We start from the raw sequence: 21,110 nt of genomic DNA on the forward strand, positions 1-21,110 counted from the left end.
ACCAGTGATCCACCCTCCCCTGTCCCCGCGCAGCTACAGATGTAAAAAAGACACGCCCCCCGCCGGTGCCCCGCCTCATCCGGCGAAGGAGCCCGTGATGCGAAAGAGGGACACAGCCGCGGTCGCGGTCCTCGGCCTCCTGGCCGCCACGCTCAGCGCGTGCGGCGCAGGCGGCGGGGACGACAGCGCGAACGGCGCGAACGGTGCGACCACGATCCGGCTCGCCCACAATTCCAACGCCGGCGTCCTGTCGGCCCGAGTCGCCGACGAGCAGGGGTTCTTCGCCGAGCACGACATCCAGGTCGAGTTCACCCAGGTCGAGAACGTCGAAACGCTCCCGCCGACTCTTGGCAACTCCTTCGACATCGTCCTGTCCACACCGACCCTGCTGCTCAGCGGATCAGCGCAGGGCCTCGACCTGGTGGAGGCGGCCGGCACCTCCGTCGAGGTACCCGACAACCCCACGGCAGCCGTGATCGGCTCGGCGGGCACCGGCACCCGGAGCGCCGAGGACCTGGCAGGCAGGACCATCGGGGTGCTCAACCAGACCGGCACCCTGCACCTCGCCACCCAGTACTGGCTCGACCGGGCCGGCGTCCCGCTGGACAGCGTCGACGTCGTCCAGGTCGACCCCCCGGCCGGCAAGGACCAGCTGATGGCCGGTCGCATCGACGCCGTCGAGACGGTGACCCCGTTCATCGACCAGATACTCGCCGAGGACGACGCCACCCTGCTGGCCTATCCCCACCTCGAAATGGCCTCGGAGATCGGGCTGATCCTCTGGGCGACCAGCGGCGACTGGGCCGCGGACAACCCGCGGGCGCTGGAGGGCTTCCGCTCCGCCCTCGACCAGGCGGCGACGTGGATCGAGGATCCGGCGAACGAGCGGGAAGCGCGCGGCACCCTCGCCGAGTACACCGGCCTGCCGAGCGACGTGATCGCCTCGCTCCAACTCCCGGTCTACGCCGCGGAGCCCCGGCCCCAGGACCACGAGATCTGGCTGGCGGCCATGCGCGAGTACGCCGGGTTCACCGGCGAGGTCGACCTGGACGAACTGGTCGCGGGGGCGCCGTGAGCCGCGGGTCTTCCCCCCACCCCGGCGCGGCGGCGAGGGCCTTGCGGAGACGGACCGCGGGCGCGAAGGAGGGAACGTGCTGGACATAGCCGCACCGCTGCGCCAGTGGTGCCGGGACGGGCGTGACTTCGCCGTCGCCACCGTCACCGCGGTGCGCGGCAGCGCCCCCAGGCAACCGGGCGCCGCGCTCGCCGTCGACGCCGACGGCACGGTGGTCGGCAGCGTCTCCGGCGGCTGCGTCGAGGCCGCGGTGTACGAGCTGTGCGTGCGGTCGCTGACCACCGGCGCCACCCTGGTGGAGCGCTTCGGCCATCAGGACGACGACCCCTTCGCCGTCGGCCTCACCTGCGGCGGGGAGATCGACGTGCTGGTCACCCCGGTCCGGGCCAAGCCGGGGGCGCCGCCGGAACGCGCCACCGTCGAGGCGGCCCTGGACACGGCCGCGTCCGGCCGTCCGGCGGCGCTGGCCCGGATCGTCGCCGGCCCGGCCGGCCTGCTCGGGCGGGTGCTGCACGTGCGGATCGACGGCACCCACGAGGGCACGCTCGGCTCCACCGCCGAGCTGGACCGCACGGCCGCCCGGCAGGCGGCGGCCTTCCTGCACAACGGACACACCGGCACCGTCGGCCTCGGCGCCGAGGGGCTGAGGTGCGGCGAACCCGTCACCCTGTTCATCGAGACCAGCCTGCCGCCGCCCAGGATGCTCGTCTTCGGCGCGGTGGACTTCGCCGCCGCTCTCGCCCGCGCGGGCCGGTTCCTCGGCTACCGGGTCACGGTCTGCGACGCGCGGCCGGTCTTCGCCACGGCGGCCCGCTTCCCCGACGCCGACGAGGTGGTCACCCAGTGGCCGGACCGCTACCTCGACTCCCAGCGGCTCGACGCCCGTACGGCCGTCTGCGTGCTGACCCACGACGCCAAGTTCGACATCCCACTGCTGCGGCGCGCGCTGCGCCTCCCGGTCGCCTACGTCGGCGCCATGGGCTCGGTCCGCACCCATCGGACCCGTGTCGAGGGTCTGCGCGCCGCGGGCGTCACCGAAGCCGAACTGGCCAGGCTGCGTTCGCCGATCGGCCTCGACCTGGGCGCGCGGACTCCGGAGGAGACGGCGCTCTCCATCGTCGCCGAGATCGTCGCCCTCAGACACGGCGGCTCCGGCGTTCCGCTGACCGGCTGCGAGAGCCCCATCCACCACGACCCGGTGGCCCCGGCCGCCGCACCACCGCACTGAGGCGGATCGAGGCCCCCGGGATCGGATCACCGTTGTTCAGAAGGCCGGTGGCGCCGACGCGGGTCGTGGACCGAGAGGTCGATCGCTTCGTGCGAGATGTGCGTGGAGGCGTCACCGGGGAACTGGTGTCGCACCCACGCTGCGATCTGCTCGGGAGACCGGCACCGCCTCGGTCACCGCGGCGCGGATCGAGGTGGGTTCGCTCGCGGTCTGATGGTGGCGTTGGGCAGGGCGGGGGCGGGCAGCCGGTCTCCGTCGTAGCCCCCGACGGTGCCGAAGCGGTCGGTGCCCTCCTGCCAGGCGGTGCGGGCCTGGAGGATGTCCTCGTGGCTGCGGCCGATGAAGTTCCACCACATGACGATCTCCTCCTCGAAAGGTGGTCCGCCGAGCAGGAGCATCCGGGCTGGTTCGTCGGAGGCGTTGGTCAGCGTGAGGGCGTCGTTCCCGGTGTCGAGGTAGCCCAGCTCCGCCGGGCGCAACGGTGTGTCGGCCATGCGGACATGGCCGTGGTCGACGAGGAGGCCGTGCTCGAAGCCGGCATCCACGGCGAGGGTGGCCGTGGCGTGTGGCTGGAGGACGATCTCGGCGCCGAGCAGGGGGGTGAAGGTCCGCACCGGCGATGTGACCCCGGCGAGGGAGCCCAGGAAGACCCTGGCCTCGGCCCCGTCCAGCCGTAGGGGGTCCGGGATGTGGTGCTGGAAGTCCCGGGCGGCGCCGCGGTGTGCCTCGGGCAGTGCCACCCACAGCTGGACACCGTGCAGCACGGTGGTGCGCGCCGTGGAGACCTCGGAGTGGGCGATGCCGTGCCCGCCCGTCATGAGGTTCAGCTCTCCGGGCCGGACGAGGGCGTGGCTGCCCAGGCTGTCTCGATGCTCGACCTCCCCGCTGAACAGCCAGCTCACCGTTTGCAGGCCGGTATGCGGGTGCGGGGGGACATCCATCCCGCTCGTGGCGGCGACATCGTCCGGGCCGTAGTGATCGGCGAAGCACCAGGCCCCGATCAGCGTCCGGGCCCGCTGCGGCAGCGTGCGCCGCACCGTCATCGACCGCGGGCCGCCCAGCGGCACCTCACGCGGGGCCAGGACCTCCACCCGCGGCGCCGTTCCCCGTTCGCCGTCGGCCCGTGCTCCGCAGCTCAGCACGGCCGGCTCCGTCTCGACGTTGCTCACCGCTGACCGCCTTCCACTCGATCGACATCTAGTTTATGCATCAACTATCCTTGCGGGTCGAAGGTACACCCTGACCCACCACGACACGGTGGAACGAGTGCGGCCGCCCGCGGCCCGACGAAGGAGCCCGGATTGAGCGACACGACCCCCGATCCCGAGGCTCGGCGGATCTTCATCGACAAGCAGAGCCCCGAGCCCTATCGCGCGCTGCTCCAGACCTCGGAAGCGGTCCGTGCTGCCGCCACCGGCGCGGGCCTGGAGCGCACGCTCGTGGAACTGATCAACCTCCGCGTCTCGCAGATCAACGGCTGTCCCTCCTGTCTCGACGTGCACACCAGGGCCGCGCTGCGCGCCGGCGAGACCACCCAACGCCTCGGCGTGCTGGCCGCCTGGCGGCACACGGACCTGTTCACGCCGCGCGAGCGTGCCACCCTCGCCCTGGCGGAGGCCACCACCCGTCCCGCGGACGACGCCGTCCAGGAGGCCGCCTACGCGACCGCCCGCCAGGTGCTCACCGACGATGAGATCTCCGCGGCGATATGGGTGGCGGTCACCATCAACGCATTCAACAGGGTCTCGATCATGAGCAGGCATCCCGTGCGCGCGAGCTCCGCGAGGCCGCCGAGGTGACCCGCCCGGCGTTGTCCTCCGTGACGCGCCACGTGAGCCAGTCGTCGATGTGCCCAGGCGCCACCTCGCCCCCGCCGCCCCGCCGGGTCACGGTGGCCGGCGACAGGCCGGCCGTGCCGCCGAGGAACTGCTCCGGCGCAGGCACGAAGTCGCCGGCGCCCGGACGAGCTATGTGTGGGGCCATGCACCGGATTCAGGCCGGAGCAGGGCTTCTCCCAGCGCGGTGGTCAGGTACAGGACGGCGCGACCGGAGCGTTCCCGTGCGACGAGGCCGCTGTCGCGAAGGATGCGAAGGTGCTGGGACACCGCGCTGGGTGTGACACCGAGCGCGTGTGCCAGGTCCGTTGTCGTCGCGGGGGAGCGCAGTGTCTCCAGGAGCTCGGCTCGTACGCGGCCGAGCAGACGTATGACGCCGGCCGCGGGTGGCTGTGCCCGCGCCGTCCACACCGCGGCGGCACCGCGAGCGGGATAGCGCACGGTGGTCTGTGTGGAGGTGCTCTTCTTGATCAGCACCTGGCACGAGCCGAGGACGACGGGGATGAGGACGAGACCACCCGGGCCGCGGTCCACCACGCGATCGGCCCGCCAGCGTGGGCCCCCCAGCATCAGTACACCTTCGTGCCATCGCAGGTCCGGGTGCAGGTCGGTGAACAACTTCGCGGCACCGCCTGCGGCCAGCTGCCTGGCGCGGTGGCCGATGTCGGCATCCAGTACTCCCCGGATCCGTGACCAGTGGGGTGCGATGAGCCGGTCATGGGCCTCGCGCAATTCGGCAGCGATCGCACGCAGTCCCGCCGCCGGCCGCGCGGCGAGTGCGGCGGCTTCCCCGAGGTCGTCGCCGAACACGCGATGGAGGCTGGCCCTCAGCTGACGGGGGGTCGTGCGCCGCAACGCGGCCAGATCGTCGTCGATGGACGCCACACCGTTGCGTGGGGCGGGGACCAGGAACTCCGGCCAGTTGACCCGGCGGCTGACAAGGAGTGGCCGGGTCCAGGAGAGGTCGAGCGGTTTCCGGGCCAGCTCCTTCCGTGCCCATCGCAACCACCGCAGGTTGATCGCCTGCCGATCGCGGCCGGCCAGCTGCTGCAGGCATGCCACGGTCTCCGACAGCGGCGAGATCGCGAAGCGCGTGGCCGCCAGCTCCGCTACGCCGAGCTCGATCGTCAGGGCCATGGCGTGAGTATGCAGCAGAGGGCTACATGCTGGCCGCACCGGTTCACGGGGCGAAGGCTGCCGCCATGACCCAGACCCCTGCCACACCACGCCTGTCCGGGGCCTACTGGAAACTGTGGTGGGCAACGGCCATCAGCAGTGTGGGCGACGGCGCGTTCGCGGCAGCGTTGCCCCTGCTGGCCGTCACGATCACGGACGACCCCCGGCTCATCTCTCTCGTCGCCACCTCGATGTACCTGCCCTGGCTGTTGCTGTCTCTCCCCTGCGGATCGCTGGTGGACCGTCACGACCGCGTCCGCCTGATGTGGTGCTCGCAGGCGGCCCAGGGCCTTATCGTCGGCGTCCTGGCGTTTCTGGCGATGTTCGGCGAGATCGACATCCCGGTGCTCGCCGTGCTGGCCTTCGGCCTGGGCGCGTGCGGCGTCCTCTTCGGCAACGCCGGACAGGCGATCCTGCCCGACATCGTCGGCAAGCCGCTGCTGCACCAGGCCAACGGCTACCAGCAAGCGGTCACCTCGATCGGCCGGGACTTCGCGGGTCCTCCGATCGGCGGCCTGCTCTTCTCGATCGCCGTTGCGCTCCCGCTGGGGATGGACGCCGCCTCGTTCGTGCTGTCCGCCGCACTGCTGGCGACCTTGCCCAGGCAACGACGCATGCGAGCCGAACATCCGCCCATGCGGGCCGCGATCGCCGAAGGTCTTCGCTGGCTGGCCCGCCACCGGCTGCTGCGCACCCTGGCCGTCCTGCTCGGCGTCAACACCTTCTGCGGCCAACTCGGCAACGCGGTACTCATCCTGCTGGCGACCGAGACACTGCACCTCGATGCCAGGGGCTACGGCGTGCTGCTCGCCGCAGCCGCGGTCGGCAGCATCCTCGGCGGTGTGATCAGCGCACGCCTCATCACCCGCATCGGCGCACTTCCCGCCCTCCTCGGCGCACTCGCCGTGAATGTCGTCGCTTTCCTCGGAATCGGCCTCAGCCCGAACGCGCCCACACTCGGCGTGGCCCTGGCCGTCAACGGCTTCGCCACCACGCTCTGGACCATCGTGACCGTGAGCCTGCGGCAGCAACTCGTGCCCGGGGAACTGCTCGGCCGGGTCAGCAGTGTCTACAAAATGCTCGGCTGGGGCCTGATGCCGCTCGGCGCGCTGGTTGGCGGCCTGATCGCGCACGAGCTCGGGCTGCGCGCGCCGTACCTCGTGGCGGGTGTCGTGCGCGGCATCGCACTGCTGGCGGCACTGCCCCTGCTCGTCCGCGCACTGCGTGCGGTGCGCGCGGGATTCGGGTCCGCGCCGGGCGGCGAAACCACGGCACGGAACTGACACGGCGGTCGCCGGCCGGACGGTGCTGGGGGGTCATCAGAGCTCACCGCGCAGCACGGCGTGGCCGGTGTCGGCGTCGAAGGGCACCGACGCGTGCTCGTGAACGATCGTCCAGGCGCCGTCCTTCCGGCGAAGGCAGCTCGTCGCGCGCACCCACATGCCGACCTCGGTGCCGTCCCGCATCGTGCCACCGATTCGGACCAGGAAGTGGCAGAACGCGAGATCGGCTCCGGCGGAGATTTCCAGGTCGCGGATCTCGTGCCCGATCCCGGTGCGGTACGACGCGATCCACCTCTCCAACCGGCCGGCCGGGTCCTCGCCGCGGCGGACGAACGGGCCGACCGCGTCGTACAGCACGAGGTCGTCGTCGTAGTCGGCGGCCGCGGTGGCGGCGTCCCGGCGGCCGAACGCCCGGGTGCGAGTCTCCAGCAGGTCGCGGATCTGCCGGTCGCTGTCCGCCGTCATCGCCGGGCCACCTGATGGCCGAGGGCGTCCAGCCAGTCGCCGGTGCCCTGCTCGCGCCACTCGGGCTGTTCCCGGTCGTCCAGAAAGGTGCCCTGTTCGGTGAGCACCAGGCGGGTCCCGTCGCCGTCGCGGGCGAACCGCACGGTCGTCAGCGACACGGTCGACAGGACCTCGTCGGTGAACAGGGCTGTGGTGTAGACGATGCGTTCCTCGGGGACGATGTCGTGGTACGTGCTCCGTGCGACGAGGTCGACCCCGTCGCCGCCGTGCACGGCCTCGGTGCCGCCGACCCGGAAGTCCAGCGAGTAGCGGCCGTCCCCGGCCGCGAACCACTTCGCCTTCGTGTCGCTGTCGGACCAGGCCGCGAAGACCGCGGCGGGCGAAGCGGCGTAGGTCCGCTCCAGCGTGAACGTGCTGTGTTTCACCGAGTGGTCGGTCATGATCCTCACTCCTTCGTCTGCTCGTCGATGACCGCGCCGAGGCGGTCCAGGCGGTGCTCCCAGGCCGTGCGCCGGCGCCGCAGCCACGCCTCGGCGTTGCGGAGGCCGGCCGGATCGATCTGGCAGGTGCGGACCCGCCCGACCTTCTCCGACCGCACCAGCTCGCTGTCCTGTAGCACGCGTAGGTGCTGGACCGTCGCGGCGACGGTCACTCCGAGCTGGGCCGCCAGCTCGCTCACGGTGGCCGGGCCGCGGGTCAGGCGCTCGATCACCGCCCGCCGGTTCGCGTCCGCAAGCGCGTGGAACACCCGGTTCACCGCTTCCGCCTCATACGTAAGCATGCGCTTAACTTTCATCCATCGGGGCCGCAAAGTCAAGTAGCGACTTAAGTTTCTTGCGGACGGCGGCACCTGGTCCCGCCGCGGGGGAGCTGCGGTGCGGCGCCATCCGCATCACCGGCCTGGGCAAAGCCATCGCGCCGAGGTGGGAAGAGGCTCCGTGTATCACGTCGGCTGTGTCGCGGGCGTATCGGAAATCGCATACGCCACCGCAACGCTCCTGCCTGTTCAGTTGGCGGCATGGACCGCAGCGGTTTGTCGATCGGGAAGGGATCGCAATCATGAACTCGGACTTCGCGCGTGGTATCGACCGGCGGCGGCTGCTCGCGTGGGGCGGGGTGGCGGCCGGCGCGCCGCTGGTGGGTGCCGGGACCGGCCACGCCGCCTCGGCGTCGACCGATCCGGACGCACCCGTGGAGCCCGAGTCGTCCGGGAGTGACCAGGTTCCGCCGGACACCCTGCCCGGCGGGGCATACGACCGGTATGTGGCGGAGCTGGCCGCGGAGGACAGGTTCTCCGGTGTGGTGCTGCTGTCGCACCAGGGGCGGACCGTGCTCTCCCGCAGCTACGGCATGGCCGACAAGGAGAGGGGGATCGCCCATCACGAGGGCGTCGCGGTCAACCTCTCCTCCGGGATCCAGCCGTTCCTCTCCGTTGCGGTCCTGCAGTTGGTGCAGGCGGGCAGCGTGAAGCTGTCGGACACGGTGGGCGCCCACCTGACGGGCTTCGCCGGAGACATCGCCGAGCAGGTGACCGTCCACCACCTGCTCACCGGCACATCCGGGGTGGGCAACGCGGATCTGGACCGGCAACGCGTCTTCCACAGCAGGGAGGAGGTGCACGACGTCTACGAGCAGTGGACCCGGCAGGCGGAACTGGTGGCCGTCCCCGGATCCGGCTCCCAGAACCACACCCCCGGCGCCGGCACCGGCCTCGCCATCGCCGCGCAGATCGTGGAGGCCGTGACCGGCATGACGTACTGGGACTACGTGCACGAGCACGTCTTCGGACGCTCAGGCATGACCGGCTCGGCGTTCTACACCAGGCCGCAGTGGCTTCAGGACGAGCACATCGCGCACTCGTACATGCGGCAGGCCGACGGCAGCCGGGTGGACGCCGTCCGCAACCTGGACAAGGGCAGCGCGAACCCGGCGATCGCGGGCAGGAATCCGGGCCGCGCCTTCATCGGTCACGCCTCGGGCGACGGCTTCGCCACCGCGCCGGACCTGGTCCGCTTCGCGCACGCGCTGCGCGACGGCACGGTGCTGGACCGGCCCTACGCCCAGTTGCTGACCGGGGCCAAGCTCCCCGGCAACGGCCCCACCTCGTTCATGGCGTACACGATGCCGGTCAAGATCATCAACGGCCAGTGGGTGATCGGGCGCGGCGGATCCAGCGCCGGCAGCGTCGCCAACTGGAACATCTACCCGGACACCGACTGGGTCGGCGTCGTCCTCAGCAACTACGACGACGTGCCGATTCAGGAGATCACCCAGCGGGAGGTGCAGGCCATCACCGGCCGGGACTGACCCGCGGGCCCGCGCGGCGGCAGCGCGGGCACATCGTCCGGGCCGTCCGCCGGCTGATCGCGCCGGGGAGCTGGGTGGCGCCGTCGGCCTCGCCGAGCCCGCCAGGGCGCTCACCGCGCGGAGCCCGGCAAGGAGCCGGTGAATCCGGCGGGGCGCTGTCCGTGCGGATGGCGCGGTTCGAGGCATGGCCTCCGTCAGGCCAGCGTGGTGTTGCCGGCGGGTGTGCGGTTTTCGATAGGCCGACGATATGCGCCGGCTCGTAGCATCGCTGTCCGGCGGCCGGGCATGAGGGGGAGACCGTGAACAGAGCGCCCGGGTTGAGCGTTCGCTTCAAGCTCACCCTCAGCTACGCCGGATTCCTCATGCTCGCCGGCTTCCTGCTCCTCGGGGCGGTGTGGGTGTTCCTCCTGCGTTATGTCCCCGAGCGTGCGCTCATCGTTCCCGCCCCCACCGGTGGTGTTTTTCCCATCCGGTACAACCTCCTGCGTGTCTTCGCTCCGAGGGCGGCCGCGGTACTGGCATTCCTGCTGGTGTTCGGTCTCGTGGGAGGGTGGATCCTCTCCGGCCGGATGCTCGCCCCGCTGGCCCGGATCACGGACGCCACACGCACCGCCGCGAACGGATCACTGTCCCACCGGATCCGGCTGCCGGGCCGCAAGGACGAGTTCCGTGAACTCGCCGACGCCTTCGACGGCATGCTCGAACGGCTCGAAGCGCACGTCGCCGAACAGCGCAGATTCGCGGCCAACGCCTCGCACGAGTTGCGCACCCCGCTCGCGGTCTCGAAGACACTGCTCGACGTGGCCCGCGCCGATCCCGCACGCGACGCCGACGACGTCATCGACCGCCTCCGCGCCGTCAACACCCGGGCGATCGACCTCACCGAAGCGTTACTCCTGCTCAGCCGCGCCGACCAGCGGTCCTTCACCCGAGAACACGTCGACCTGTCCCTCCTGGCGGAAGAAGCCGCCGAAACGCTCCTCCCCCTGGCCGAGAAGCGGGGTGTCGCCATCGAAACCTCCGGCGGCGTCACCCCGGCCATCGGCTCACCCGCGCTCCTGCTACAGCTGACCACGAACCTCGTGCACAACGCGATCGTCCACAACCTGCCCGAACAGGGCGCCGTGTGGGTGCGTACCGGCGTCCGCGCCACGTCCGTGGTGCTCACGGTCGACAACACCGGCGAGAAGCTCACCCCACAGCTGGTCTCGACCCTCACCGAACCGTTCCGGCGCGGCACCGGGCGCGTCCACACCGACCAAGCGGGCGTCGGCCTCGGCCTGACCATCGTCAAGACCATCACCCGGGCACACGGCGGAACGCTCACCCTCGCGCCGCGCTCCGCCGGCGGGATGCGCATCACCGTGGAGTTCCCGGATTCTCCCGCGCACCGGCAGGTGACGAAGCCGGGACCGGAGCCGGTCGAGGGCGGTCCGCCGGCACCGCGGCCGTGGCGCGCCACCACCGGCGCGACGCCAGGGCGGCCAGGCCCGCGCCGGCGGCGTTGAGCAGGACGTCGTCCACGGAGGACACCCGGTCCAGCCGCAGGACGTACTGCGCGGTCTCGACCAGGACCGAGCAACCCGCCGCGAGCGCCAGGATCCGCGGTACCGACGCCAGCGCCGCGAACCGCAGCGGGACGAGGAACCCCAGCGCCGCGAACACCAGCAGGTTGCCGACGATCTGCAACGTCGCCCCGGCCTCGAGGAGCGTGCGCAGGTCCCGCAGCGGTACCAGGCTCACCCCGCCGCGGACGTCGCCGGCCCTGGCGCCCGGCATCATCGTGATCCAGACCCACGGCACCGTCCCGTGGACGATGCCGACCTCGGCCAGCGACATCCGCCACGCCGACCTGACGCCGGTGGCACTCCGACGGCGCGCCAGGATCCACGCCACCAGCGCGGCCAACGGCAGTGCGGCCACCGTCAAGAGCACCACGCCGTTGAACGTGCCGACCCAGACATGCCACCCCGACCTGCGCATCGGCATGAACAGCATCGTCAGCACCGTGTCGGCCGGGCCGAACGCGGCGCTCGCCGCACCGAGGATCGTCAGACCGAGGATCGCCAAACCGACGAGCATGGCCCTGCGTTGACGACGAGCCGGGGCCGACGGCGGTGCGGTGTGGTCCATGCCCGCATTGAAGACGGGAGGCCGTACCGCGGGCGTATGCGTTATTCCATAGGTCCGCGATACACGGAGCCCTTTCCCACCCGCGGGCGAGGGGAGTCGGCTGGTGAGCGCCCCGGCCGCTGCGCGTGGTGAAGCCCCTGGTGGACGAGTTCACGACCACGATCACGTGCCGCACCAGGAGCCCGGTGCCGGTGGTGTCACGCCCTTCTCCTCGTCGAGTCACCCGGCGGTCGACGCGTCCCCGAAGTCGTCGATGCGGAGCCGCTCGCCGTCGCGCAGCGCGGACTCGTGCGCGACGATGCCCGGGAGCGTGTACCTCGCCGCCACCCAGGCGTTCACGCTGGGCAGTTCCCGCTTGTTGACGGCGGTCACGAAGTCGTCGACGAGGAGGTGGTGGCTGCCCATGTGTCCGTTGCCGAGGCCGATGAACTCCCTGGGCAGGCGTGAGATGTCGTGTACCGGCGCGTGTCCGGAGACGAAGGAGTCGCGCAGCTTGGGGTCGACGCCGCTCAGGACCGCTTCGTCGTATCCGGTTGCCTCGCCGGGACGGACGAGGTCCGACAGGTCGTGCAGGCCGCCGGAGCGCTCGTGCCACACGGTCGCCAGGGCGCTCTGCTCCAGGATCCCTTCGGTGCCGTAGTACGTGAAGCGGGATTCCGGCACCCCTTCGGCGAGCCCGACGCGACGGAACTCGTTGGTGCGCAAGCTGCCGCCATCGGCGGTCCCGAAGAGGGCTGAGGCGTTGGAGAAGTCGTTGCCGAACATGCTCACGGACGTGTCGAAGACCCCGTCCTGTCGCTGGTCGGGGATGCCGATGGCGCTCACGCTGATCGCGTGCGTTCCCCAGGCGCCGAGCACGCCACCGATCGCGTGGGTCGGGTACTTCAGGGGTGGGAAGCTCGCGGTGCGCTTCCAGTCGGCGCCGCCGCTGTACTGGTAGGCGGCGTAGAAGCCGTGGTCCATGTCGTGGACATAGTCGCCCTCGGCGTAGAAGAGGCGGCCGAAATCACCCGCGGCGGCCTTCTGGCGGGCGAGAACGGTGACGGGGTTGTAGTAGCTGGTCTCGCCCATCATGTAGGTGAGTCCGGTCTCCCGGACGGCGTCGATGATCGCCCCGATCTCCTCGGCCGTGTACGCCATCGGCACGGCGGAGTACACGTGCTTGCCGGCGCGCAGTGCCTTCACGACGAGCGGACCGTGAGTCCACCGCTGGGTGAAGATGCCGACGGCGTCCACGTCGGAGGCGAGCATCGCCTCGACGTCGGCTACCACCGCGGCCCGACCCAATTCGCTCGCGAGCTTCGTCGCGCGATCGGCGAGCAGGTCGGTGACGGTGACACGGGAGACCCCGGGATGGGCGTCGAACAGCTTCGCGAATCCACCGGCGAACTGTCCGGCGCCGACGATACCGAGAGAGAACAACGGGTCGCTCCTGTCATGAGTTCACTGATCGGCCACGCATCGGCTGGGGCGGCGATGCCGCGCCAATCCCTGGCTGGACCAGGGCGGTGTCCACCGTAGAGTCGTACGATGAGCGCAGTCTTCACCGATAGGAGCGAGAAGTTCGTGGATTCTCAGGTGGTGGGGATGGAGTCATCCGGGTTCTTGGGGTGGGGTGGCCGTCCGACGTTGATGGACATCCCCCATCAGCACGACGACCTCGAGGTCAACCTCGTCACCGAGGGCGGCTCGATGCTCTATCTGTTCGGCGGCATCCCGGTCGAGGTCGGTCCGGGGTCGGTGGCGGCCTTCTGGGCGGCCGTTCCGCACCAGCTCGTCGCCAACTCGGTGACCCAGGCCCACTGGATCCAGGTGCCGTTCACGACCTTCCTGGGGTGGGGGTTGCCGGCCAACGTGCTCGGCCGTCTGCTGTCGGGTGTCCCGCTGGTCGCTCCGCCGTCGGCGGCGATGGCCTCCGACGCGGCGGCCTTCGCGCAGTGGGCCACTGACCTCGCGAGCGGCAACGCGGAGCTCCGCCGCATCGCGCTGCTGGAACTGGAGGCGCGGGTGCGTCGCGTCGCCCTGGCGGCGCCGCGCGATCCCGGGGTCAGCTTCAACGTGGGCGATCCCGTCGTCCACCATGTCATCGCCATGGTCCGCCGTATTGCCCAGCGCTTCCATGAGCCGCTCACGGTCGCGGACGTCGCCGATACGGCGCGACTCCATCCCAACTACGCGATGACCCAGTTCCGCAAGGTCATGGGCACCACGATCGTCGACTACCTGACCCGTTGTCGCCTTGCCGAGGCGCGCCGCCTGCTCATCACGACCGCCCTTCCCATCGGCGACATCGCGTCGGCCTCGGGGTTCAGTTCCGTCAGCAGGTTCTACACCGCCTTCAGCTCCAGATGCGGTACGCCACCAGCCAAGTACCGACGAGATCACCGGCACACCGGCGTTGCCTGAGACCTCCGATGGCACCATGGAGGTCCGACCGTGAAGGAGCGCCGCCCGTGCGACTGGTTTCCGATCCCGGGTTCGGCGAAGTGAACCTCACCGCTTCAGCGGAGGAACTGGCCGACCTGGCGAACGCGGTGGCCGAGGGCGACGGGTTCATCGGCTCCACGTCACCACTGGACGGCGACGCCTTGGCGGGAATCGAGGCCAGGAAGACGTCCGGCCCCGGGGTTCGGATCGAACTGGACGCCTCCCGGCAGGTCCTGGTGATCAGCGGCGATCCCGGCGCGAGGGCGATCCTCGCGGACAACCTGCGGGCCATGGCCACCGCCGAGGACGGCGGTCACCTCCACATCGACTACTTCCCCGAGCACCCCTACCTCGTCGAAGGATCCGTCCCCATCGTGGTCAACAGCCCCCACGGAGGCATGCCGACCCGTGATCGGTGGGACCGCCGCCGTCGCGATCAGCGAGCGGGGTGACCGGTGCACCGACGGCCATCGTGCTCCGCGCCGCCACCGCACCACCCTGCTCAAGGGTGACCACGGGTACGCCACGAACTTCGCTGATCGGGGACGGGCACAGCCGGTGGCTCGCTCCGCGTACTGCCGCACCGTGGCCAGGATGACATCGCTCACCGACACGTGCGACGGTACTGATCCGCCCACTCGGCCTCGGCGGTCCGGGCGACGAGGTTGTCGCGGATCTCGGCCGGCCGAGCGCGTTGGGTTGGCTCGGTCCGCGGCATTGAACACCGGACGCGGGCTTCCCCGAACCTCGGGGCCGTTCCGTCCGCTCCGCCCTGCCGCCTCGGTACTGTGACGTCGCATGACCGACACCGAGATCGAGATCACCGCGGACCTGGTCCGCGACCTGCTGCAGGAGCAACATCCGGACCTTGCGGGGCTGGCCATCCGCGAGGTGGTGGGCGGTTGGGGCAACCAGATGTGGCGCCTCGGGGACGAGTTGGCCGTGCGCATGCAGCGCATGGACCCCACCCCTGAACTCCAGCTCAAGGAGCGGTGGTGGCTACCCGTGCTGGCCCCGCGCCTGCCGCTCCCGGTGCCGACCCCGGTGCGGTTCGGCGAACCGTCCGAGCGCTTCCCCAAGCACTGGACCGTGATGACGTGGGTTCCCGGCGAGCCGCTGGACCACGCCTCGATCAGCCGCGGCGCCCACGCGGCCGACACGCTGGCGGGCTTCCTCCAGGCGCTCCATGTGGAGGCGCCCGCCGAGGCACCGATCGCTGCGGACCGCGGTGCCCATCCCAGGGACTGCACGGACGGCTTCGAGGACTTCTTCCGGGCCGTTGCCCCCGACGACATCGCTGCCGACGTCCGGGCCGTCTGGGACGACGCCGTCGCGGCCCACGCGTGGGAGGGCCCGCCGGTGTGGGTGCACGGCGACCTCCATCCCGCGAACGTCGTCGTCTCGGACGGAACGCTCTCGGGCATCGTCGACTTCGGTGACATGTTCGCCGGCGATCCGGCGTGGGACCTCGCCGCCGCATGGGTGCTGCTCCCCGCGGGCACGGCCTCACGGTTCTTCGACATGTACGCGCATGCGGACGAGGCGGCGATCCGGCGCGCCCGCGGGCTGGCCGCGATGAAGAGCCTCTTCCTGATGCTCATGGGGCAGAACGGAGATCGGGGCCTTCCCGGCGGCAAGCCGAACTGGGGACCCGCGGGCCGGGCGGCACTTGCTCGTGTCCTGAAGGGCGTTTGATACAGGCTTCTTTGAACGTGTTATCGATCCGGGTCGAGGGCCATGCGGCAGCCCACCTTCATGGGCGATCGAGCTGGCCGAGTTTCTCCTGGCCTTCCGTTTCCCGAAGCGGGTGAGGAAGGCGTCCTATCCTTCTTCGGTCGGGGTCCGGTACTCCTCGCTGGGGCGGGTGGACCGACGGCGGGCGATGATGGCCCCGTTCACCTCGATCCTCTCGGAGTCTTCGCCATCTTCGAACATGCAGGTCGGAGGCTCTGGCGTGGCGCTCGCTCGGGAGTCCGGGTCATCGAACCCGTCATCTCCCGGTGCGGTGCGCTCTCGCGGCCCACGGCCGGCGACGGCGTCCGCGAGGGCCGCTGCCAGGTCTCCGTCGTACGTATGTAGTGTGCGGAAATGACAAGAAGCGAGCGAATCGCGGACCAGCTGGACCGGCACTGGCACAAGAACCTGCGGCCGCGGCTGCACGGTCTTGCCGATGAGGAGTACTTCTGGGAGCCGGTGCGCGGCTGCTGGAGCATCCGCCCACGTGGCACGTCGGCCGCACCGATGTCGGCAGGTTCGGGGGAATGGACGATGGACTTCGCGTCCCCTGACCCGGTGCCGGCGCCGGTGACCACGATTGCCTGGCGGCTGGCGCACATCATCGTCTCCTGCCTGGGCTATCGGGTCGGATGGCACTTCGGCGGCCAGGACGTCGACTCCCGGACATTCGCCTACGCGGGGACCGCTGACGAGGCGCTGAAACAGCTCGATGAGATGTATGGGAGATGGAACGCGGGGGTCCGCGAGCTCTCGGACGCTGACCTGGAGAATCCGCCCACGGCGGGTCCCGAGCGGTCTCCCATGGAGGGCATCGTCCTGCACGTCAACAAGGAGCTGATCCATCACGGCGCCGAGATCTCCCTGCTGCGCGACCTCTACCGCTGGCAGGACGGAGCGGTACCGCGCCGCATATGACTCTCCGGTAACCGGCGATCGAGCTTCGGAAACCTCCGTGGACTCCGTGACACTCATTGGTTTTCGTCACACCATTCCAACAGCCCCGCGGGCAGCCTGGTTACGCCCTGCCGTCCGTGCGGGCCGGTCACGGGCGGACGGTGAGCTTCCCGTCGAGCCGTTTGTGCGGCCAGCCGCGGTCGGCCGGCTTCGTCAGCTTCCCGCGCAGCGGCTCCAGCCTGCCCCGCACCCCGGTGTCCACGCCCAGACGCGGCACCGGCGGGCGGACATCGAGGAGTGGGCCTTCGCCCAGATCGACACCATCGCCGATCAATGGGCCGACGGCCAGGGGTTCCCCTTCCGCTTCCCACCCCCGAGCGGCCCGTCCGGCCCCGAGCACCGACCCGGCCTGCAGGGAACCGAGATGTGGCTGGCCACCCTCTGGTACATCGCCGACCTGCTCGGCATCGCGGAATCCCTCGGCTACCGACCGCGCGGCGTCCACCGCCCCGAACCCGCGATCACCCCGCACCCCTGAGGGCCTCTCGGGAAAGCAAGGGACGATCCTGAGCCGGCAACCACATCCCGCCCAAGTGAGCGTCCGAAGCGACCGAGCAGGCGAACCCCGGGCGTCATTGATCCGTTTGCCGTCTTCACAGAAACAGGCGACGCCGGACTCCGTTGGCAGCTCAAAGAGTTCAGCCTCCGTCTCTGAACGCGGGATGGACCATGATCGGCCGGCCATGAAGTGGAAGGATCCCCAGCGCGTCATGGACCGCATCGTTGAACGGGTCGGCGCCAGGGTCGCAAAGCGGTCAGCTTTCCGGAAGCGGTCGAACCAAGCCGCCCCACAGCAAGGCGAAGACGAACCAAGGACAGGCAGCTCGTCGGCATAGGCTCTCACAATGCCCGGGTTCTGAGGGGACCTCTGCGAGCGGTGACCTGGGGAAACGTGGCCGCGTCCGGGGCTGTCGCAGAACTCTCACGGATGGTCATTCATGAGAACCGCTGGGGCGGCGGCGACGGGCCTTGGATGCTTGCCCGGCGGATCTTGTGGCCATCTGATGGTCGGCTCGTTGCGCTGGGCCTGGGCGGGGGTAGCTGCCGGACGCCGTCGTCAGGGCCGGTTCGGGTCGGAGTGCACCACCATGAAGAGCGACCATGCGGGCGCGGCTGGGTCGTCCGGGCGGGCGGCGAACTCTTCCAGCAGATCCTTGAGCCGGGTGCGGAACTCCTCCATCTGCGGCGGTGGCAGGCGCAGCGCCATCCTGATGCCCTCGGCCTCGGTCGCGGGGACGAGGGCGAGTTCCTCCAGGAACGCGTCGAGCATCGACCGGTCCAGCGCGGGCGTTTCGAGGTGCCAGCTCTTGCGCGTCGCCAGATACGGGACCTCTCGTGCGCCACGCGCGCCGCGCCGTTCCTCCTGCGCCTCCAGGAACCCGGTGCGGACCAGCGTTCTGGTGTGGTGCAGCACGCTGGCCGGGTCGCGGCCGAGGATCGCCGCGATCTCCTTGTTCGTGTGCGGCTGCCGCACGCAGATGCGCAGGATGCGCAGGCGGAGGGCGGAGGCGAGTGCCTTCGCCTCCGCGTCGGTCGCCGGCCGGCGTTCGGTCATGACCGGCAGCCTACTGAAAAGCGGACGGCCCGGTGAAGGGCCGGACCGCAAGTGATTGACAAAACTCAATCACTCGTTCAGGGTGCCGCTGTGCCCTTCACACCCCGGGGATCCGCGGATCTCCCGCCACGCCCGCCGTGGCCCGAACGAACGAGGTCAATCATGCCGAACCGTCCCGGAACGACCGGCGGGACCGCCGCTCCCGAGAGCCCCGCCGAACAGGCGGATGCCCCGCCGAACAGGCGGAGCGTGTCCTGGGTCAGTCCCGTCGAGGCTCCCCCGGGGCCCGGGGAGAGGGTGAACGACTACGACCGCTTCGCCGAGGCGTACGCGGCCGAGAACGAGACCAGCCTCCTCAACGCCTACTATGCGCGCCCCGCGATCGTGGACCTGGCCGGCGACGTGGCGGGCCGCCGGATCCTCGACGCCGGCTGCGGCGCCGGCCCCGTGGCCGAGGCCCTGCGCGAGCGGGGCGCCCTCGTCGCCGGCTTCGACTCCAGCGCCGGGATGCTGGCGCTGGCGCGGCGGCGGCTCGGCGACGGTGTGGTGCTGGAACGCGCGGAACTGGGCGGCCCGCTGCCCTTCGCCGACGCCGGGTTCGACGACGTCGTCGCTTCCCTGGTCCTGCACTATCTGGAGGACTGGACGACGGCCCTGGCCGAACTGCGGCGCGTGCTGAAGCCCGGCGGCCGCCTCATCGGGTCCGTCCACCACCCCTTCGTCCAGCATATGACGGCACCGCCCGGAACCGACTACTTCGCGACCCGCTCCACCTCCCAGTGGTGGGAACTCGGCGGCACCAAGCACCTGATGACCTTCTGGGACCGGCCGCTGCACGCGATCACCGACGCGTTCACCGCGGCCGGCTTCCGGATCGACGTCATCAGCGAACCGGCCCCGGGACCCGGCACCCGCGAACGGTTCCCCGAGGTCTTCGAGCAGAAGGAGTCGGGCAAGTTCCTTTGCTTCCTGTTCTTCGTCCTCACGAAGGCATAACCTCCCGCCCGTAGGTGCGGGCCGTCGGCCCAGGAGCCGGCCTCACGCACGCCTCGAACGGCGTCGCGGGCGAGGGTGAGCGTCCGCGCGGAGGCCGGGTTCGCGGCGGAGTCGATTCTGCGACCTTTCCCGGCGCCTGGACGGCTTCCCGTACGCGGTGCGCTGCCGGGACGGTCGCTGTCGGGCCAGACCGGATGGTCGGCGGGCCGTGGGTCAGGCGTCGACCTTCGGGCGGGGTTCGGTGGCGTGCCGACGGAGTTCTTCGTTGATGCGCCGGGCCTCTTCGAGCTGGTCTTCGAGGATGACGATGCGGCAGGCGGCTTCGACGGAGGTGCCCTGGTCGACGAGTTCGCGGGCGCGGGCGGCGATGCGCAGCTGGTAGCGGGAGTAGCGGCGGTGGCCGCCTTCGGAGCGCAGGGGGGTGATCAGGCGGGCTTCCCCGATGGCGCGGAGGAAGGCGGGGGTCGTGCCGAGTATTTCGGCGGCCCGGCCCATGGTGTAGGCGGGGTAGTCGTCGTCGTCCAAGCGGTTGCGCGGGTTGTCTGCGGTCATAACCACCTCGTTGTCGCATGCGTCGAGGGGCCCTGGCGCCGCACGGCACCAGGGCCCCGAAGGGGAGATCAACACCATCGCCGACTATCTACTGCGTCGGCCCTACATTTCCGCACGCCGCCCGGGGGGGATGGGCGGGGTGCGGGGATCGCGGATACGAGACCGTGGGACCACCTTCCAATCCGGGGCCTGCGGTACCCGGGCGGCCCATGTCCTCACCCGGGCGATCCTGATGGCGTCTGTCTCCTCCTGCTCCATCCGGTCGACTTTGTCTGTCACTGCTGGTTCTGCCGTCCTGCTGGCGGCCCCTGGCGAGCCGCCCGGCCCGGCGGTCAGCGAGGGGACCCCGAAATCCTTCCAGCCCCGCCACTCCACCGCCGTGCCACCACCTGCTGGTCCTGCGTGCGGGCAGTTCGTGTCTGCCGCGCCTTTCCGATCTCTTGGCTACGAGGAAGACACTAATCCAGCCCAGCGCGAATGTCTACCCCGGCTATGACAGATTCCCTGTGAGGGTGGAGGCCGGGCTTCTGTCGTCCTCGCTGTCCGGAAAGTTGCACCGGAGTGCGCAGCCCGGCGTGTGAGGGCCCTCAGGGGCGGGCACACTGCCTGGCACTGCGAAGCGGCACAACCGATAACAGGTGGGGTGTACGCGCATGAACAACACGAAGATCACCGAGAGCACCAGCACCCCGGCACCTGCCACGACGGTGGCGCGGGGCGACAGCCCGCAGAGCGTTCCCCGGGCCCGCGAGGCCACCCGCGCATTCACCGACAGCCTCGCCCCGGCGCCGGACCCCGACACCGCGGACACTCTGGTCCTGGTGGTCTCCGAACTCGTCACCAACGCCCTGCGGCACGGCGGCGGCCGGTACGCACTCGCACTGTCCGCCGCGCCGAACACGATGACCGCCATGGTCAGTGACCCCAGCCCCGCGCGGCCACGCGAACGCACACCCGATCTCGACGACGGCGGCGGCGGCTTCGGCTGGCACATGGTCCGCCGCCTCACCAGCCACCTGACCATCACACCCGGCCCCGGCCCGGGCAAGACCATCCACGCCCGGCTCCCCCGATGACCTCCCGCCGCCGCCGCCGACCCATCAAGCGCTTCCAGGCCCTCCCCACCTGTCACACCGGGCGGTGAAAGACCAGCCGGAGAAGGCGCCCTCGATCAGGAGGCAGACGTCGAAGCGCCAGCGCGCTCGGTTCGGCTCCAGGCGCTCCTCGGAACAGGAAGGGTGACCTCGGACGGCCGGGTCGCTTTCCGGAGCTGGCGCTGCGGCTGCCGCAGGGAGGTTGCCGGCACAGGATCGCTGTCGGGCCAAACAGCGGATGGTGCGGATCCTTGCTGCTCCAGGTCCTGCCGAGGTGTCGGCGGGAGGAGGGG

The 21,110-nt window shown here is 70.6% G+C and carries 21 protein-coding genes and 1 pseudogene; 13 read left to right on the forward strand and 9 right to left on the reverse strand.

Features of this window, described 5'->3' with window-relative positions:
• The first annotated feature begins 97 nt into the window (after window positions 1–97).
• Complete coding sequence (locus ADY01_RS05090) at window positions 98–1,075, forward strand: ABC transporter substrate-binding protein (protein ID WP_049566173.1); 978 nt, start codon at window positions 98–100, stop codon at window positions 1,073–1,075.
• 76 nt (window positions 1,076–1,151) lie between these two features.
• A complete protein-coding gene (locus tag ADY01_RS05095; RefSeq protein WP_049566176.1) occupies window positions 1,152–2,303 on the forward strand; it encodes an XdhC family protein in 1,152 nt (383 codons plus the stop codon).
• A gap of 173 nt (window positions 2,304–2,476) precedes the next feature.
• Here the strand turns inward: ADY01_RS05095 and ADY01_RS05100 are convergent, their stop codons facing one another.
• The gene (locus ADY01_RS05100; protein ID WP_049566179.1) at window positions 2,477–3,472 is read right to left on the reverse strand and encodes a pirin family protein; all 996 of its coding nucleotides are present in this window, start codon (window positions 3,470–3,472) and stop codon (window positions 2,477–2,479) included.
• A 132-nt stretch (window positions 3,473–3,604) separates the two neighbouring features.
• Here ADY01_RS05100 and ADY01_RS05105 point away from each other — a divergent pair, with 132 nt between their 5' ends.
• Complete coding sequence (locus ADY01_RS05105; RefSeq protein WP_049566183.1) at window positions 3,605–4,102, forward strand: carboxymuconolactone decarboxylase family protein; 498 nt, start codon at window positions 3,605–3,607, stop codon at window positions 4,100–4,102.
• 168 nt (window positions 4,103–4,270) lie between these two features.
• Here the strand turns inward: ADY01_RS05105 and ADY01_RS05110 are convergent, their stop codons facing one another.
• On the reverse strand, window positions 4,271–5,275 hold the full coding sequence (locus ADY01_RS05110; protein ID WP_199826162.1) for an ArsR/SmtB family transcription factor: 1,005 nt from the start codon (window positions 5,273–5,275) through the stop codon (window positions 4,271–4,273).
• Window positions 5,276–5,340: 65 nt separating this feature from the next.
• Here ADY01_RS05110 and ADY01_RS05115 point away from each other — a divergent pair, with 65 nt between their 5' ends.
• Window positions 5,341–6,597 carry an MFS transporter gene (locus tag ADY01_RS05115; RefSeq protein ID WP_049566187.1) on the forward strand — a complete coding sequence of 419 codons (1,257 nt, stop codon included), beginning with the start codon at window positions 5,341–5,343 and terminating at the stop codon, window positions 6,595–6,597.
• A gap of 36 nt (window positions 6,598–6,633) precedes the next feature.
• Here the strand turns inward: ADY01_RS05115 and ADY01_RS05120 are convergent, their stop codons facing one another.
• Genes ADY01_RS05120 through ADY01_RS05130 form a run of 3 tightly spaced genes read right to left on the reverse strand, consistent with a single transcriptional unit; the run spans window position 6,634 to window position 7,843 of the window.
• Window positions 6,634–7,062 carry a YybH family protein gene (locus ADY01_RS05120; RefSeq protein WP_049566191.1) on the reverse strand — a complete coding sequence of 143 codons (429 nt, stop codon included), beginning with the start codon at window positions 7,060–7,062 and terminating at the stop codon, window positions 6,634–6,636.
• Window positions 7,059–7,502 carry an SRPBCC domain-containing protein gene (locus tag ADY01_RS05125; RefSeq protein WP_049566194.1) on the reverse strand — a complete coding sequence of 148 codons (444 nt, stop codon included), beginning with the start codon at window positions 7,500–7,502 and terminating at the stop codon, window positions 7,059–7,061. Before ADY01_RS05125 ends, ADY01_RS05120 begins: the two co-directional genes overlap by 4 nt.
• 5 nt (window positions 7,503–7,507) lie before the next feature.
• Entirely contained in the window at window positions 7,508–7,843 is a 336-nt protein-coding gene (locus ADY01_RS05130) for an ArsR/SmtB family transcription factor (RefSeq protein ID WP_063784125.1), read from the reverse strand.
• A 278-nt stretch (window positions 7,844–8,121) separates the two neighbouring features.
• On the opposite strand from ADY01_RS05130, the gene ADY01_RS05135 reads away from it, so the two are divergent.
• Entirely contained in the window at window positions 8,122–9,369 is a 1,248-nt protein-coding gene (locus ADY01_RS05135) for a serine hydrolase domain-containing protein (protein ID WP_049566201.1), read from the forward strand.
• A gap of 317 nt (window positions 9,370–9,686) precedes the next feature.
• Window positions 9,687–10,877 (forward strand): sensor histidine kinase, encoded by a 1,191-nt coding sequence (locus ADY01_RS05140; RefSeq protein ID WP_420715586.1) that lies wholly within the window; start codon window positions 9,687–9,689, stop codon window positions 10,875–10,877.
• Between the two features lie 25 nt (window positions 10,878–10,902).
• On the opposite strand, the pseudogene ADY01_RS41475 reads toward ADY01_RS05140, so the two are convergent.
• Both ADY01_RS41475 and ADY01_RS05150 read right to left on the reverse strand, forming a co-directional pair.
• Window positions 10,903–11,502: pseudogene (locus ADY01_RS41475) on the reverse strand (VanZ family protein); the annotation flags it as partial.
• A 219-nt stretch (window positions 11,503–11,721) separates the two neighbouring features.
• Window positions 11,722–12,924, reverse strand: a complete 1,203-nt coding sequence (locus ADY01_RS05150) for a Gfo/Idh/MocA family protein (RefSeq protein ID WP_049566208.1) — start codon at window positions 12,922–12,924, stop codon at window positions 11,722–11,724.
• A gap of 108 nt (window positions 12,925–13,032) precedes the next feature.
• Here ADY01_RS05150 and ADY01_RS05155 point away from each other — a divergent pair, with 108 nt between their 5' ends.
• From ADY01_RS05155 to ADY01_RS41480, 5 genes are all read left to right on the forward strand, one after another.
• The gene (locus ADY01_RS05155) at window positions 13,033–13,908 is read left to right on the forward strand and encodes a helix-turn-helix domain-containing protein (RefSeq protein ID WP_078900019.1); all 876 of its coding nucleotides are present in this window, start codon (window positions 13,033–13,035) and stop codon (window positions 13,906–13,908) included.
• Window positions 13,909–13,955: 47 nt separating this feature from the next.
• A complete protein-coding gene (locus ADY01_RS05160) occupies window positions 13,956–14,381 on the forward strand; it encodes an Imm32 family immunity protein (RefSeq protein WP_049566217.1) in 426 nt (141 codons plus the stop codon).
• Window positions 14,382–14,727: 346 nt separating this feature from the next.
• On the forward strand, window positions 14,728–15,624 hold the full coding sequence (locus tag ADY01_RS05165) for an aminoglycoside phosphotransferase family protein (RefSeq protein WP_049566221.1): 897 nt from the start codon (window positions 14,728–14,730) through the stop codon (window positions 15,622–15,624).
• Window positions 15,625–16,017: 393 nt separating this feature from the next.
• Window positions 16,018–16,581, forward strand: a complete 564-nt coding sequence (locus ADY01_RS05170) for a DinB family protein (protein WP_049566224.1) — start codon at window positions 16,018–16,020, stop codon at window positions 16,579–16,581.
• Window positions 16,582–16,744: 163 nt separating this feature from the next.
• Window positions 16,745–17,098 (forward strand): hypothetical protein, encoded by a 354-nt coding sequence (locus ADY01_RS41480; protein ID WP_159000944.1) that lies wholly within the window; start codon window positions 16,745–16,747, stop codon window positions 17,096–17,098.
• A gap of 579 nt (window positions 17,099–17,677) precedes the next feature.
• Here the strand turns inward: ADY01_RS41480 and ADY01_RS05180 are convergent.
• Window positions 17,678–18,175: an ArsR/SmtB family transcription factor gene (locus ADY01_RS05180; protein ID WP_049566231.1), complete on the reverse strand. Its 498-nt coding sequence runs from the start codon at window positions 18,173–18,175 to the stop codon at window positions 17,678–17,680.
• 297 nt (window positions 18,176–18,472) lie between these two features.
• On the opposite strand from ADY01_RS05180, the gene ADY01_RS05185 reads away from it, so the two are divergent.
• Window positions 18,473–19,171 (forward strand): class I SAM-dependent methyltransferase, encoded by a 699-nt coding sequence (locus tag ADY01_RS05185; RefSeq protein ID WP_234320071.1) that lies wholly within the window; start codon window positions 18,473–18,475, stop codon window positions 19,169–19,171.
• 213 nt (window positions 19,172–19,384) lie between these two features.
• Here ADY01_RS05185 and ADY01_RS05190 read toward each other — a convergent pair whose 3' ends face one another.
• Window positions 19,385–19,723 (reverse strand): MerR family transcriptional regulator, encoded by a 339-nt coding sequence (locus ADY01_RS05190; RefSeq protein ID WP_049566233.1) that lies wholly within the window; start codon window positions 19,721–19,723, stop codon window positions 19,385–19,387.
• 653 nt (window positions 19,724–20,376) lie between these two features.
• Here ADY01_RS05190 and ADY01_RS05195 point away from each other — a divergent pair.
• A complete protein-coding gene (locus ADY01_RS05195) occupies window positions 20,377–20,799 on the forward strand; it encodes an ATP-binding protein (RefSeq protein WP_049566237.1) in 423 nt (140 codons plus the stop codon).
• Window positions 20,800–21,110: the final 311 nt, after the last annotated feature.

The sequence above is a fragment of the Streptomyces sp. SBT349 genome, assembly GCF_001083795.1.
GTDB lineage: Bacteria > Actinomycetota > Actinomycetes > Streptomycetales > Streptomycetaceae > Streptomyces.